Source organism: Bartonella raoultii (genome assembly GCF_019659805.1).
GTDB lineage: Bacteria > Pseudomonadota > Alphaproteobacteria > Rhizobiales > Rhizobiaceae > Bartonella > Bartonella raoultii.
Window position 1 is genome coordinate 163,883 of record NZ_JAIFRO010000005.1, and the last position, 16,044, is coordinate 179,926.

Below are 16,044 nucleotides of genomic sequence, written 5' to 3' on the forward strand. Positions count from 1 at the left end.
TTTATTTTAGAAAAGACACCCCATTAACTATCTTCCAATCATCATTCTAATCTATATAATAATATATAGACTTGTGAGAAAACCATAACTGTCCTTGCGTTATAATTCTAGTAATATAATATTGTAAAAGATTATCCTCTAAAGAAATCAGCTATTATACATTTTATCCCTATCCTAATTCAAAAAAATTAGCATCAATAAAGCTTATAAGCTTGATATGTATTACGCAAATAGAATCATATAACGAGAATTTCAAATACAACTTTGAACCATCTTACTTATATTTAAATATTGGCAAATTCAGCCAATATTTCCATTCTTATGAGAATAGAGAAAGAGAAATGTTGGCATATCATTTTACCAATGTCTCTTAATATCTTAAAAGAAAAGCATAACAAGCTTCCTTTATATAAGCCAACAGCATTACGATACTCTTCTCTTTCCAATATTATCCTGCTTTTATATTATGAATAATTTATTTCAGTTGCTAAAAAAGAAGTTATTTTCTTTGAGAGTGTGCAACAAAAGGATTATCAGATGCCCGTAATGATATGCGAATTGGTACACCAAGCATATCAAATGTATCGCGTAATCCATTAGAAAGATAGCGCAAATACGATTGGGGCATTACTTTGGGTCGTGAACAAGAAATCATAAACCCTGGAGGACGTATCTTAATCTGTGTGATATATTTTACCTTAAGGCGACGCCCCGAAACAGCAGGTGGTGGATGATGTGCAACAACAGCTTCAAGCCATTGGTTTAATTTCGCCGTAGAGATACGGCGATTCCACACACGATGCATTATCGTAGCGTTCTCTATAAGTTTATCAATCCCTTGCCCATATTGACCAGATACAGGAACAGCTCTTAAACCACGCACTTGAGGAAGAAGACGGTTACATTTTTCATGTAAATTAATCAATGTTTCTTGGCTATTTTCAACAAGATCCCACTTATTAAAAGCAATAATTGGAACACGCCCTTCACGAATCACAAGATCAGAAATTTGTAGGTCCTGCTTTTCAAAAGGTATTGTTGCATCAAAAACAATCACCACCACCTCTGCAAAACGAATGGCACGTAACGTATCAGCAACAGAAAGTTTTTCTAATTTTTCTTGAACTTTTGATTTTCGACGTAATCCTGCAGTATCAAAAAGTTTAATATGTCGATTGCGCCATTGCCAATCCACAGAAATAGAATCACGCGTAAGCCCCGCTTCAGGCCCTGTTAATAGACGATCTTGTTTCAACATACTATTGATAAGAGTTGATTTTCCTGTATTGGGACGACCAACAATTGCAATCCGAATAGGTTTATTTTCATCATAAACAAACCCCTCCTCCTGCAAATCTCCTACATCATCACCAACAGATGCTGGTTCTACAACAATAGATTCTTCATCATTGTTTTTTTTAAACGCGCGCTCTGTACCAACAGCATCTATAATTGCATCATGAAGATCTGTAAATCCCAAACCATGTTCTGCAGATATTGAACAAGGCTCCCCTAAACCTAATGACCATGCTTCGTACTCTCTCTCTTTGGCCGCTTTTGATTCAGACTTATTAGCAACAAGTATCATTGGTTTCCCAGACTTGCGTACCAGTGAAGCAAAATGTAAATCACTCGGTATTATTCCGCTTTTCGCATCAAACATAAATAAAATAAGATCAGCTTCATCAATAGCTGCTTTTGTTTGAGAACGCATACGACCTGCAAGTGTATGCTCATCCGCTTCTTCCAACCCAGCCGTATCAACAACATCAAAACATAGATTTTGAAGCTTTGCTGCATGAATACGCCTATCACGCGTCACGCCTGGTTTATCATCAACTAAAGCCAATTTTTGCCCAACCAAACGATTAAAAAGTGTTGACTTACCAACATTAGGGCGACCAACTATAGCAATGGTAAGGCTCATAAATTTATTCCTTATTTGCCTTGCCCTCAGCTTGTATAAGCTCAAGCATTATTTGAGCACGATCTGTTATTTTTATCCCTAAAGCCCCTTCCTCAGAGATTTTTTTAAAATAATCAACCGCTTCATCCATTTTATTTGCTTTATACGCCGCCAACCCCAAAGCTTCTCTTGCTGACATGCGCATAGGATCTATATCATTGTCCATATCTTTAACGCGTTTTTTTACGTCATCCAAAGTCCCTGTATCAATCAAAATATAAGCAGCCCGAATTTTTGCAACTTTTCGCAAAATTTGCGGTGCTTTTTCATCCATTGCGACAGAATCAAAAGCTTCCACCGATTTAACAGTATCACCCTCCTCCATGCGTAAAGAAGCTTCACGCAAACGAGCAAGAAAAGGATATCCCCCAAAATGAGAAGCTTTTACATTTTCTAACTGCTTTATCGCTTCATCAAAATGATGTGTATCTGCCAAATCAAGGCTTTTTAAAAATGCATCACCAATATCACCAGCTTTCTTCATTTGCTCATGATGGTAAATTTGATAAATAACGATCATCAGTAAAAAAACAATAACTGCAGCAATAATTGAAAACCCATAACGTTTCCAAAAAGCACGAGCCTTTTCTTGACGAACTTCTGCATTAACTTCAGCAATAAAACTATCATACGACATATATCAGACCTTGAAAAAAATTACTTTCTACACTTTTACGCATAAATAAAAAAAGATGGTAGCCCTTAGTAACTAAAAATCTTCAAATTGTTAATCTTTTTGCTTTCAATCAATGTATATCTGAATAATTAAAACTTTTGCAATTCCATCCCTTTAAAACGATGCTACTGTCTTTTTGTTCACAGTATATACTTATTTATAAAAAAATGATCACTTCTTCATGTCTAGTCGACATATACATCTCTCGTTAAATTTTCTTCATATCCCTTTTCAATTAAACAACCTATGAAAATTTGAAAAGCAACTGTTGCATTATACTTTTCAAATATCTTCAATCGTAGAATTATAAGGGAAATTAATTCATTAAAAATCCTCAGACAAAAAGATATAATGCATCTTTATGAGCGAAAATACCTGTAATACAATAAAAATATAGCACTATAGAATAAGACAAATATTAAAACTTCATAAGATAGCATAATAAAAACATAACAACCAAGTGAACACCTTTTTACCAATTTGATATCTTAACTTTCTTTCATCTTATTGATGCTTTTTGCAATCAATACCTATAACAACCTTGAAAATATTCTATTGTAATGGCCAAACCCACATGAGCATTGGAACAGCAACAATAACTATCAAAATCGCCAATGGAGCACCAAAACGTGGATAATCACTAAAACGATATCCCCCTGGAGCCATCACAAGCATATTACTTTGATGTCCAATAGGTGTAAGAAATTCACACCCTGCACCAATTGCAACAGCCATCAAAAAAGCTTCAGGCTTATAATGAAGCGAGTGAGCAAAGCTAGAGGCAATTGGTGCTACCATCATAACTGTTGCTGCATTATTTAAAAATGGTGTTACCAACATAGCTGTTACGAGCATCAGTGCTAATGCACCAGATGGCGGAAGAAATACTGCTAATTGGCTAAGCCACTGACCTATAAGATTTGTGCACCCTGTCTTCTCTAGCGCCGCACTAACAGGAATAAGAGCGGCTAACAATACTAAGATTTGGCCATCTAATGCCTGATACAAATCACGTGCAGGCAAAATCCTAAAGATAACCATTGCAGCTGCTGCAGAAAAAAAAGCAAATGCAACTGGAACAATGTGAAAAGCCGTACAAATGATTGCTATAAATAAAATAACTAAAGAGGCAAAGCCATGTCGTAAATTACCAAATACAATATTACGTTTAGCTAAAGGAAAACATTTTAGTTCTCTTAACAAATTTGGAATAACCGTCTCTTGCCCCTGTAATACAATTACATCTCCAAGATGAAAAATAATATCGCCAAGTCTTCCCCGTACCCTTTCATATTGACGACTTAAAGCAAGTAAATTCACATCATCTCCATCAAAGAGAGAAAACTTTTTTGCACTGATGCCAATAAGAGGCGAATTATGGGTAATAACCGCCTCAATAATATCAATATCTTTGTCTTTATCACCTTTAGAAGTCTTTTGGCCTGTAAAAAACTCTAAACGAGCAGAGTTCATCACACTATCTAATCCCGTATGCGAACCTTCTAAAACAATAATATCATTTTCAGACAAAATAAAATCTGGCAAGGGTGAAATAGATACTTTATTTCTAATAACTTGAAGTACCATAACATCACCACCTGATGGCTTAACAAGATCAACAATGGTTTTCCCCACAATCGGTGAATATGTCGGGATATGCACTTCTGAAACATAATTACGAATATCAATAGCATCATCAAACGATACACCTGAACGTACGCGTACAGGTAAACGCCAAGAGAAAAAGACTAGATATAATGCTCCCACAGTCGCAACAGCCGCACCAACTGGAGTAAAATCAAACATAGTGAAAGGCACCCCTGCTAAACGTTCTTGCATAGCTGAAATAACAACGTTAGGAGAAGTTCCTATCTGTGTCATAAGACCACCCAATAAAGAACTAAATGCCATTGGCATTAAAAAGACAGAAGGTGAAACTTGAGAACGACGAGCAAATTGAAAAGCAATCGGTAACATGATAGCCAAAGCGCCAATATTTTTAACAAACATTGATAGAAACATCACTGAAAAAACTAAAAAAGCCAATTGAAGACGCACAGATTTCACATCAGGCCATATTCTTTGGATAATAAACTCCATGATACCAGAGCGCGATACTGCCGTACTGACGACAAATACACTCCCTACAATAATAACAATATCATTACTAAACCCACTAAATGCCTCTTTGGGATTGACAAGGCCAACAATGCAAGAAATCAATAATGTACAAATAGCTACAAGATCATAACGAAACTTATCCCAAATAAAAACAATCATCATGAGACCAATGATAGAAAAAGCCATTATTTGATTTTCTGTCATGATACTCATTCTCCCCATGAAATTACAATGAACAACAATATATTCTTTGTGTTTTAACTTTTCCTATAAACAGCAGCAAGATAAAAGCAACTATGAATACAAGTTTGAGAATAATTTAAAGTGATAAAACTATAATTAGCATATAGTTTCCCTTATCTGTTATGATATAATAACAGTTTATTTTATTAAAATGTTGAAACCAAAGAAAATTGGTGACAGATCTTAAAAGCATATTGTAAAAAAAATGAGAATGACTCTACATGTAAAAGAGAATAAAAATACTATTCAACTACTATGTACTACATCTGAGCCTTTGTAATTGCTTAAAGAAATTCATCTATACTCTCTCATAGAGTGATAAACATGAAAGAAAAAATAATGGTCAATTTTAATGGTCGGTACCAAGATTATTTAAAGTACTGGCTAACATATATTCTTGGATTTATTGCTATTCTCGTTATTATAGTCGTAGGGGGGTTTTATATGGCAAAACCCTATTTGGATAGTTTTGTAAAGCGAGAAATAGCTCGACGTTCCATAAAAGCAGAGACATCCGAAGTTAGCATCATAGGCAAAGTTAACTTAACAAATGTTACGCTTCCAACTCCTGCAGGTATATCACTGAAAATTGGCGCTATTTCGGCTCGTCCTCCTATTTCCTTTATTCCGGGAACTTTTACATTGTATAACGTTGATTTAAAGCGTAACAATATTCATGTACAAATTCCCCAAATTTCTCTTAACAGTGTATCCTTAAAAGCAAAAGATAGAACAATCACACCGCATCTTTTACAATCAATCATGCGTTTTGAACTTGCCTCAATTGTTGCTCCCAATATACAACTTTCTATAAAACATGAAAATGAACACACTGAAAAAGTTGAAATAAAAGGTTTTAAACTTTCTGACTTTAAAAATGGTCACATTCATTTTATTGGCATCAAAAATATGAATCTTACAAAGATAACAGAAAATAGTGCCAAACAAAGCTATCTTACCGCTAACAGTGGTATAATAAAAGCGCATAATATTGATGTTAATTACGCCTATTCTCTTATTTTTGGAAAAAAACACCTTCTTAATCAAGGAAAAACCGTAATTGGCCCTCTTTCTCTGAATAATATAACCATCGATATTTTTGAAAAAACGAAAAAATATGCCTCTTTTTCTCTTGGCCAATTTAAAACATCTGGTCTTAAGATGAAGCCTCTTGAACAAACACCTGAAAAATTGATTAATGCTTATCTTAACGCAAGGAAAAAAAATAATCAGGAAGCTGAAAAAATAGCACGAAACGATCTTCTCGTTAATACTCTGCTTGCTATTACCTCAACTGATGCAAAAGTTAATAATGTGAACATTGATATCCCACAACTTAAAGCAACACTTGAATCATTTGATTTTGAACCAAGCCGATGGGAACAACCTATACCCAAAAGGCTTCTTCTTTCTCTTAATAATGTTGCAATCTTACCTCATAAAATGGAACAAAAAGATTTAGATTTCCTCAAAAAAATGAACTTAGAGCGTCTTGATCTTTCAGGAAAGTTGGATATTTTTTATGATGAGCAGAAGCACGCAATTTTTCTTAATACAATGTCTTTCAATATAAAAGATATAGGTTCTGGGAAAATATCTGCCAAAGTTATTGATGTTGATGAAAAACTCTTCTCTGGTCATAAAAATGTAATGATGGATGCTTCTCAAGATCTTGGCATCAATGAAATTGATATACGTTATACAGATGCTGGTTTTATTGATAAGCTTTTTTCTTATCTTGCACAAAATCTTGGTGATAGAAAACATGATCTTAAAAAAGAACTCTATGACGACTTCTATCTAATAATGACACAAAGCCCAAAAATATTTCTCAAAAATCACTATGAAGCTGAAAATATTTCCAAGGCTTTTGGTGACTTTGCTCAAAATCCGCAAACGTTAATCATTCAAATTAAAGCAAAGGATGGTAAGGGACTTACACTCTTTGACCTTGAATCCGCCTTAAAAAATGATTTGTCGACTGCTCTTAGTAAAGTGCATCTTTCTATCAAAAATAAAGTATCATCCTAAAAACATTTTTGGTTTTAAACATAACGATCTTGTTAATAAGATTTAAGAACTTTATTCTTCTTTTGTTTCTTGTATGGTAAAAGGGAAAAGCATACATGATAATCTAAAAAGATATATTCGTAAAATTGTCGATATTTGGAGTTGTTGATGTCTGATTTATCTTCAAATCGCCCGCCTAATCGTGCTGCTCGTGTCACAAATCAGGCTCTTTCCACTCTCGAGCGTTTTCTTCATATCGAAGCCCTTAGCGGTATTGTTCTTTTATTAGCCGCTGCCAGTGCACTTATTTTTGCTAATTCTGAATATGCCTTGCTTTACGAATCTTTCTGGCATACACCCCTTGGTTTTAACTTTGGTCATTTTACCCTTTCATGGGATTTACATTTCTGGGTTAATGATGCTCTCATGACTGTTTTCTTTCTTGTAGCTGGAATGGAAATTCGTCGTGAAATTCATGAAGGTGCTCTTGCTGATTTTAAACAAGCAATTTTACCAATTATTGCAGCAATAGGTGGCGTTTGTCTTCCGGCAATTATTTATTTTATCTTCAATTTAAATAATGGCCATATTCATGGTTGGGCCGTACCAACCGCAACAGATATTGCTTTTGCACTGGGCATTCTTGCTCTTCTCGGAAAAAGAATTCCTTCTAACCTTCATATCATTCTCTTATCATTAGCCATTATTGATGACATCATTGCTGTTCTTATCATTGCCTTTTTTTACTCAACAAACATTGATCCAAACGGTTTTATGATTGCAGCAGCGGGTATTGCTTTAGTACTCTTTTTTCAATGGATTGGACTTGCATCGGCATGGCTCTACATTCTACCAGGTGCAATCATCTGGTGGGGCTTAATGGTAGCAGGTGTTCACCCCTCGCTTGCGGGTGTTATTTTAGGTATGATGACCCCAGTGTATCCTACGCGTACTCTTGTAGCGCCCCTCACTATTCTAAGCAATGCTATGCAAATTCTTCAAGAAAAAGATACTAAAAAAGATCTCCATCATATCTCTGCTGCATTAAAAAAAATGCGCAAAGGACAACGTGATATGATTGCTCCAGTAACACGGATTCAAAAAACACTGCATCCATGGGTTGCATATGGTATTATGCCAATTTTTGCTTTTGCAAATGCTGGAGTTAGTTTTGCAAATTTTGACCTTTCTTCTAATCAATCATTCTTAATTGTTCTTGGCGTTATCATTGGTCTCTTTATTGGTAAGCCTCTTGGGATTATTACTGCTAGTTATTTAGCCGTAAAATCAGGGATATGCCGCTTACCTCCTCATATGACATGGACAGGTATGTTACTAATTGGTTTTTTAGCAGGTATTGGCTTTACAATGTCTATCTTTGTTGCGATGCTTGCCTTTAAGGATATTGTCCTGCTTGATTCTGCAAAAATTGGTGTCCTTTGTGGATCTGGTTTATCTGCTCTCATAGGTCTTGGATATGGAATTATTTATATAAAATGCAATAAAAAATCTTTTGATAATTCTCAATAAACCAAACTATTATTTTCTTTATTATACTGGTTTTCTAATATAATTAAGACTGTCCTTATGCTTGATTTACTTGTTAAGATATTTTTATCTTATATTCTCTCTGATTAAATGAGCAATTTAAAGTTTCTTGTAAAAAATATTAAACACCATTTTGGCTGTTTCATTTATCAAAAGCAAGAGAATGCCAAATTTTAAAAGCAGCTGCCTTTATTGCATTTACTCTGTGCTTACTCTTTATAGTTCTACATACTATCATGCTGATATAGTCTGCTTAGTATGTACAATATAACACTTATATTTTTAAAATTCTAAATCTATATCTAAACTAGCCTATAAAAACAAATATACTGCAGATAATTATAAATAAATTTGTACATTTATTCATAATTAAAATAAACTTTATCTATATAAAATCGTATCTGATTATGAACTAAAGAAATAGTATTAGTTCCATAAATTGCAATAAATCTCTTGTCTATTTCTAATAAATAGTTGATATACTTCCTAAACTTTTTTAATAAGTGAGAGTTTTTTCCCCTATTTTAAGGCTAAACTATCCTTTTTTTCAACTGTTCGAGAATAATAACAGGCGAAAATAAAAAAATGTGATATGAGATCTTGAAAAAAATTGATTTAACTTCATCACACTTTTAAAAGAGTGCCCTCGAGTATGAACATAAGCAAAACTAGAATAAATATATTGATCACTGATTAATATACTTTACGATGAAGTTTAAAAAGGGGTGATCATTCCAATGATATTACTGCTAAAAGCAACGAATCAATTGCTTTTCCATTCTCTAAATAATCTCTAAATTCTTGATTATTTCTATACCAATTATTAGGTTGAAAATTTCATATTATATGTTTTTCTTGTAAGCAAGAGCGATTTTTTTTTGTTTGAGTTGTCTTTTCACGCATCTTAAACCCACATAAAATAATAAAAGAGCTAGAATATTGCTTCAAAGACCGCATAGAATTACAAACATCTTTATTAAGATCTATTTTATCTATTACACCATTCATAATTTAAGTTGTTTTATGTCGAGAATCTCTCTGTTTCAGCATAAGATCTTTTTGAGAGAGTTCCTCTAAACACCATAGATGCGACACTAAGCACATTAAAGTTCCTTAGTGTAAAATCTTAAACTTTTCGCGCTAAAAAGAACTTACCCTTTATCAAGTCCATAAACAGCATGTAACGTTCTGACTGCAAGTTCAGTGTAAGCGCTATCAATCAAAACGGAAATCTTAATTTCAGAAGTTGTGATTGCTTTAATATTAATACCTTTTTCAGCTAGAGCTTTAAAAGCTGTAGCCGCAACACCTGCATGACTACGCATTCCAATACCAATAACAGATATCTTAGCAAGATCACTCTCAAATTGAATAACATCAAACCCAATCTCTTCACTATTTTTCTCAAGAAGTAAAACAGCTTTATGAACATCTGCTGATGGAACAGTAAAAGTCATATCAGTCTTTGACCCATCTTCAGAAATATTTTGTACAATCATATCAACATTAATTCGTTCTTCAGCTAAAGGACCAAAGATTGCTGCAGAGATCCCAGGGCGATCTGCAAGCCGACGAAGCGAAATTTGTGCCTCATCCTTAGCAAAAGCAATACCAGTAACATTCTGTTGTTCCACGATTTCATCCTCATCGCAAATAAGTGTTCCAGAAGAGTTCATTGGATCATCCATGCCTAACGCATCGGGATCTTCAAAACTTGAACGTACAAAGGTACGAACTTTATGAACCATCGCCAATTCAACAGAACGAACCTGTAAAACTTTTGCCCCAAGAGAAGCCATTTCCAGCATTTCTTCAAAAGCTACTTTTGGTAAACGACGGGCCTTAGGTTCTATACGTGGATCTGTTGTATAGACACCATCCACATCTGTGTAAATATCACAGCGATCAGCTTGCACAGCTGCCGCTATTGCAACAGCAGTTGTATCTGATCCACCACGTCCTAAAGTAGAAATCCGATTATCTGGTGTTACCCCTTGAAAGCCAGCAATAACTGCAACCTGGCCTTCCTGAAAACGCTGTATTAAAAGAGATCCATCAATATCTGTAATACGTGCACGGCTATGTCCACTATCCGTATGAATGGGGATCTGCCAACCTAACCATGAACGTGCATTTACGCCCATTGCCTGAAGTGTAAGAGACAACAACCCTGCTGTAACTTGCTCACCAGAGGCAAGAATCACATCATATTCGTAAGCATCTTTATGTACTGGTGAAGCATCATATGTCCATTGGACAAGCTCATTGGTTTTACCGGCCATCGCAGATACTACAACAGCAACCTCATGGCCTGCTGCCACCTCTCTTTTTACATGCTGCGCAACATTATGAATACATTCAATATTTGCTACAGATGTTCCGCCAAATTTCATGACAATCCGTGCCATCAACAATACTCTTAACTTTTATGTTTCTTATCGTATATAAGATCTTACTATCATATCAACTAATTATCTTTTCGACATACAGAATATCTATCTTTTGTGCAAGTTTAGTTATGCTTCTATATTAATTTATTTTAACTTTGATAAAATATACCTGACTTGCTGATTTAAAATAAAAAGGAAACTCATATGGTCAATGAAACACGCACCACTATTGATCAAAGTGAAATTGATCATTTTTCACGCATTGCTACAGAATGGTGGAATCCACAAGGAAAATTTCGGCCACTTCATCAATTTAACCCAACACGCCTTGCCTACATTAGAGAAAAAGTCTGCTTAGAGTTTAATCGTGATCCTATTTCACTTATGCCTTTTAAAAATTTAAAAATTCTTGATATTGGCTGTGGTGGTGGACTGTTATGCGAACCAATGGCTCGTCTTGGTGCTACGGTCGTAGGTGTTGATGCTGCACAAACAAATATTGAAGTTGCAAAAATTCACGCAATCCAAAATGGACTTTCTATTGATTATCATGCCACTACTGCAGAAAAGCTTGCCGATGAAGGAGAACAATTTGATATTATCCTTAATATGGAAGTCGTTGAACACGTAGCCGATGTTAATCTCTTCATAGAAGCCACCACAAAAATGCTTAAACCACAAGGGTTGATGTTTGTTTCAACAATCAATCGTACGTGGAAAGCTTGGGGCCTTGCTATTGTAGGTGCCGAATATATCCTGCGTTGGCTTCCTAAAGGAACCCATGACTACAAAAAGTTCTTGAAACCTCAAGAGCTTAAAAGCCTCTTATCAAAAAACGCTCTGACTATTATCGATGAAATAGGTATTACTTATAACCCATTAAACGATAGTTGGAATCGCTCAAAGGATACAGATGTTAATTATCTGCTCCTTGCAAAACGATCTTAAACCACACATAGTCCACAAATATCACGCGTCTTGTAACAAAGAATTAAGTTTTCCCTCCGTTTCTAAAGCATAAAGGTCATCACAACCACCTACATGATAATCACCTATAAAAATTTGTGGAAATGTATTGCGTCCGTTCGCTCGTTGTACCATTTCTTGGCGAAGAGACGTTGAAGCATCAATATCTGTATATTTTACACCTTTTTTATCAAGTAGATCACGCGCTTTAATACAGTAAGGACAGTTAGGACGTGTATAAAGTATTATCTCTTTCATAGTATTATTCTCCAATATTTTTTATAATATTAATTTTCATTTCTCTTAAAAAGAAGGAAAAATTGATTCCTCTTTTAATACACGTGAAAATGTTAGTACATCAACCTGTTTCGCTCCTGCATGTTTTAAGGCTGCAGCTGCAGCAGTGACGGTTGCACCTGTTGTAAAAACATCATCAATCAATAAAATAGAACACCCTTTTAAATTTTTTTTAATATTATGAGAAACCTTAAAAGCATTCTTTACATTAAGCTTTCGTTCTTTTGAAGAAAGACTTACTTGCGGACGCGTATGTCGACAACGAACAAGCCAACTCGGTTTTAAAAGCTTTTTTTGTGACGCTGCAATATAACGAGCAAGCTCAGCAGATTGGTTATAACGCCTCTTCCAAAAACGACGAAAATGCAATGGAATAGGAATAATAACATCACATTCATCAATAACCTCTCGCCCAGCAAACATCATCCAATTAGCCATAAAGGATGCCAATTCTACGTGGTCACCATATTTTAATCGTGTTACTAAAGTTTGTGCTACTCCTTTATGAACAATAGCAGAACGAACACGTGAAAAAGGATAGGAATTTTGAAGAGCTTCACCACTGAGAAAGCCATCCCCCATATCACAAACAAAAGGAACTCCCATAATAGGGCAATAGGGTTTTGTGATGAATTGGAGACCTTTCCAACATTCAGAGCAAATTGTGCCATAAGTAGAAACTCTTTGCTTACATCCAGGACAAATCGGTGGATATAAAACTGTTTTTAAGCCTTCAATAAACTTACTTAATATATCACCGCTATTTAAAGCCGCTTCTCGAAAGTATAACATTATAAATTTAGGTTTTTATAATTTTTCTTAAAACAAAGTTGTTTTTGTATTTCCTTAATTTATAAACTTCATTTCTTTAAAAATTCTTACTTCTTATAAATTTATACTTCTTTCACATTATAGACTTGACAGAATGTGTGTAAAAATTAACCTTTTCAAAATATTTTCTCTCATAAATCGAAAGACTTTAACGAAATGTCATATCCCTTTATTTTTGATCATGAGCGTATTGAACAATTCCGAAAACGTGCTTTCCAAAAAGCAAAAGAGGGATGTGATTTTTTATTGTCTCTCATGGCTGAAGATCTCTATAAACGTCTCACTACTGTTGACCGTCTTTTTACGTTAGCCCTAGATTTACACAGTCATACAGATCTTGCAGCACAAGCTTTAATGAAATCTGGGAAAGTCCATTCCGTAGAACGCGTAGAAACTGATATGCTTTATCAAAGTCACGATAAAAAATTTCATTTACGTCGTCGAGAATTGCTTAACTTTCCCCAACATTATTGTGATCTTATCGTTTCGCTTCTTTCATTACAATTAACCAATGATACCCCAGGTGTTCTAAGTCAGATAAAAAATATCCTTAAACCAGATGGTTTATTTCTTGCTGTGATGGCTGGAGTTGGTACGCTAGCAGAATTACAAGAATGCTTGCTCCAAGCTGAAAGTGAAATTTATGGAGGAGCAAGCCCAAGGATTTATCCCTTTGCTGATATCCGTGACGTAGGTGCTCTTTTACAGCGTGCTGGTTTTGCTTTACCCGTAGTAGATGTTGAAGAAATTACGATACGCTATAATACAATGTTCGATCTTCTACATGACCTTAAAGCTATGGGAATGCAAAATGCACTTATTAATCGCTCACGACGTCCCGTATCTAAACGCTTTTTTCTTCGCGCGGCTGAAATTTATGCCCAACGCTTTAGCGATCCCGATGGTCGTATTCGTGCGCATTTTTCTTTCATTTGGCTTTCTGGTTGGGCTCCCCATCCAAATCAACAAAAACCTATACGACCTGGCTCTGCACAAATATCTCTTGCAGATATTTTATCTTCCCCCTCAAAACTATAACCTCAACATAAAAGCTATTTTTCAAGAATATTTTTATCCGTTGTTCGTAACATCTGGCTGGTTATTGTGCCTGCTAACATTGAATCGCTTACATTAAGAGCTGTACGCCCCATATCAATTAAAGGTTCAATAGAAATGAGTACAGCAACTAAAGAAACAGGAAGCCCCATAATTGGTAATACAATTAATGCAGCAAAAATTGCACCGCCCCCAACACCGGCAACACCGATAGAACTTAATGTTACAACCCCAATAAGAGTAGCAATCCAAGTAGGATCTAGAGGATTAATCCCCACAGATGGCGCTATCATGGTTGCAAGCATCGCTGGATAAAGACCAGCACAACCATTTTGTCCAATCGTTGCTCCAAAAGAGGCCGCAAAACTTGCAATAGATTGTGGAACACCAATCCACTCTGTTTGTGCTTCAATATTTAAAGGAATACTTGCAGCACTTGAACGACTGCTGAAAGCAAATGTCAAAACCGGTAATACTTTTTTAAAAAAGCGAAATGGATTAATTCCTGATATACCAAGCAATATACCATGAATTCCAAAAATAAGGATAATACCAACATAGGAGGCAATAACAAAAATCAATAAATCTAAAATATCTGCAATACGTGAAGTCGCTCCTACCTTAGCCATAAGTGCAAAAATACCATAAGGCGTTAAAGCAATCACAATACGAACCAATCGTGTAATCCAAGATTGGGCAATTTGAATAAATAAAAGGGCCTTTTCTCCTTTATCTGGATCATCCTTTCTTAAAAGAAGAACCGCGGCTCCTAAAAATGCTGCAAAAATAACAACACTTATAATTGAGGTACGCTTGGCCCCACTTAATTCAGCAAATGGATTTTTAGGAATGAAGGATAAAATCATCTTTGGCACACTCATATCTCCAAGTTGAGAAATATGATCTCCAAGAATAGCTGAAACATTTTGACCTTCATGTACCAAGCCATTGGCAGTTAACCCAAAGATATTAACCACCAAAACGCCAACCAATGCAGAAAGTGCCGTTGTAAAGAGCAATATCGAAATTGTTATTACGCTCATTTTACCAACAGCATAAACAGAATGCAAATGTGCAACAGCTGAAACAATAGAGATAGAAACCAATGGCATAACAATCATTTGTAATAGTAAAATATACCCATTTCCAACGACGTTAAACCACTCAACTGATTTTAATAAAGAGGTTTCTTCTGCCCCATAAATAACCTGCAAAACACTTCCAAAAAGTAAGCCCAATATAAGCCCCAACATAACACGTAAGGAGAGACTCCATTCCATCTTCTTACTTTGAGCAAGCCATAATAAAAAAAGAATAAACAGAACTAAATTAATAAAAAAATGAAATGCCATTGTCTATGCCCACTATTGTTGTACTTGATATTGAAAAATAATACATAGCTTCAAATCATGCATAATCTTTAAAAGTCAAATATAAAGTTTATCTCAATTTTTAAAAATCATTATTTTTTTAATTTATAAGTTAGAAGAGAACTTTTTATCTCTTAAATGCTCTTTAAAGAAGATAAAAAATCAAAAGAAATCACTTTTTGACTATCCATAATAATTCATTTAAAATAGATATGCCCTCCTTCTGGAAGAGCCATATAAAAGAATAATTGTAATATCCTTCTTTATGTAAATAGTATTATTATTTTTTTCTATTATTTTACGTAGCAAGCCCCTTTATAACGGCAATAAATGAACTTTCTAAAATTATATCACTTTTTTTAAATTGATCTCAAAATACTTTTATTATTTCATTGTGTATATCCTTTCTTGAAGCTTTATGAAACCTATGTTTCTATCTTTAAAATATCTGTTATGAATTTTTAAGTATCAAAAAGCATTTTATAGAAATAAATAAATAAAAAATCTTTTCATATTTATAATATAAATTTTAAGTATAACATTTATATAATTAATTTATACTTATATAAC

General features: G+C 34.6%; 11 protein-coding genes. 4 read left to right on the forward strand and 7 right to left on the reverse strand.

Annotation, left to right across the window (positions count from 1 at the left end; all coding sequences use genetic code 11):
• Positions 1-499: 499 nt before the first annotated feature.
• From der to K3248_RS06125, 3 genes are all read right to left on the reverse strand, one after another.
• Positions 500-1,927, reverse strand: a complete 1,428-nt coding sequence (gene der, locus K3248_RS06115; RefSeq protein ID WP_220717498.1) for a ribosome biogenesis GTPase Der — start codon at positions 1,925-1,927, stop codon at positions 500-502.
• Positions 1,928-1,931: 4 nt separating this feature from the next.
• On the reverse strand, positions 1,932-2,603 hold the full coding sequence (locus K3248_RS06120) for a tetratricopeptide repeat protein (protein WP_220717499.1): 672 nt from the start codon (positions 2,601-2,603) through the stop codon (positions 1,932-1,934).
• 591 nt (positions 2,604-3,194) lie between these two features.
• Positions 3,195-4,967, reverse strand: a complete 1,773-nt coding sequence (locus tag K3248_RS06125; RefSeq protein WP_220717500.1) for an SLC13 family permease — start codon at positions 4,965-4,967, stop codon at positions 3,195-3,197.
• Between the two features lie 363 nt (positions 4,968-5,330).
• On the opposite strand from K3248_RS06125, the gene K3248_RS06130 reads away from it, so the two are divergent.
• A complete protein-coding gene (locus K3248_RS06130) occupies positions 5,331-7,037 on the forward strand; it encodes an aq_1923 C-terminal domain (RefSeq protein WP_220717501.1) in 1,707 nt (568 codons plus the stop codon).
• A 147-nt stretch (positions 7,038-7,184) separates the two neighbouring features.
• Positions 7,185-8,546 (forward strand): Na+/H+ antiporter NhaA, encoded by a 1,362-nt coding sequence (gene nhaA, locus K3248_RS06135; protein WP_220717502.1) that lies wholly within the window; start codon positions 7,185-7,187, stop codon positions 8,544-8,546.
• A 1,169-nt stretch (positions 8,547-9,715) separates the two neighbouring features.
• Here the strand turns inward: nhaA and K3248_RS06140 are convergent.
• The gene (locus K3248_RS06140; RefSeq protein WP_220717503.1) at positions 9,716-10,972 is read right to left on the reverse strand and encodes an aspartate kinase; all 1,257 of its coding nucleotides are present in this window, start codon (positions 10,970-10,972) and stop codon (positions 9,716-9,718) included.
• 186 nt (positions 10,973-11,158) lie between these two features.
• Between K3248_RS06140 and ubiG the strand changes: the two genes are divergently transcribed.
• Positions 11,159-11,902, forward strand: coding sequence for a bifunctional 2-polyprenyl-6-hydroxyphenol methylase/3-demethylubiquinol 3-O-methyltransferase UbiG (gene ubiG / locus K3248_RS06145; RefSeq protein WP_220717504.1), 744 nt, complete (start codon positions 11,159-11,161; stop codon positions 11,900-11,902).
• 21 nt (positions 11,903-11,923) lie between these two features.
• Here ubiG and grxC read toward each other — a convergent pair whose 3' ends face one another.
• Positions 11,924-12,178 (reverse strand): glutaredoxin 3, encoded by a 255-nt coding sequence (gene grxC, locus K3248_RS06150; RefSeq protein WP_220717505.1) that lies wholly within the window; start codon positions 12,176-12,178, stop codon positions 11,924-11,926.
• 45 nt (positions 12,179-12,223) lie between these two features.
• Positions 12,224-13,009 carry a ComF family protein gene (locus tag K3248_RS06155; RefSeq protein ID WP_220717506.1) on the reverse strand — a complete coding sequence of 262 codons (786 nt, stop codon included), beginning with the start codon at positions 13,007-13,009 and terminating at the stop codon, positions 12,224-12,226.
• 195 nt (positions 13,010-13,204) lie between these two features.
• Between K3248_RS06155 and K3248_RS06160 the strand changes: the two genes are divergently transcribed.
• Positions 13,205-14,086: a methyltransferase domain-containing protein gene (locus tag K3248_RS06160; RefSeq protein ID WP_220717507.1), complete on the forward strand. Its 882-nt coding sequence runs from the start codon at positions 13,205-13,207 to the stop codon at positions 14,084-14,086.
• Between the two features lie 14 nt (positions 14,087-14,100).
• On the opposite strand, the gene K3248_RS06165 is transcribed toward K3248_RS06160, so the two are convergent.
• Positions 14,101-15,456 carry an L-cystine transporter gene (locus tag K3248_RS06165; RefSeq protein WP_220717508.1) on the reverse strand — a complete coding sequence of 452 codons (1,356 nt, stop codon included), beginning with the start codon at positions 15,454-15,456 and terminating at the stop codon, positions 14,101-14,103.
• Positions 15,457-16,044 lie beyond the last annotated feature (588 nt).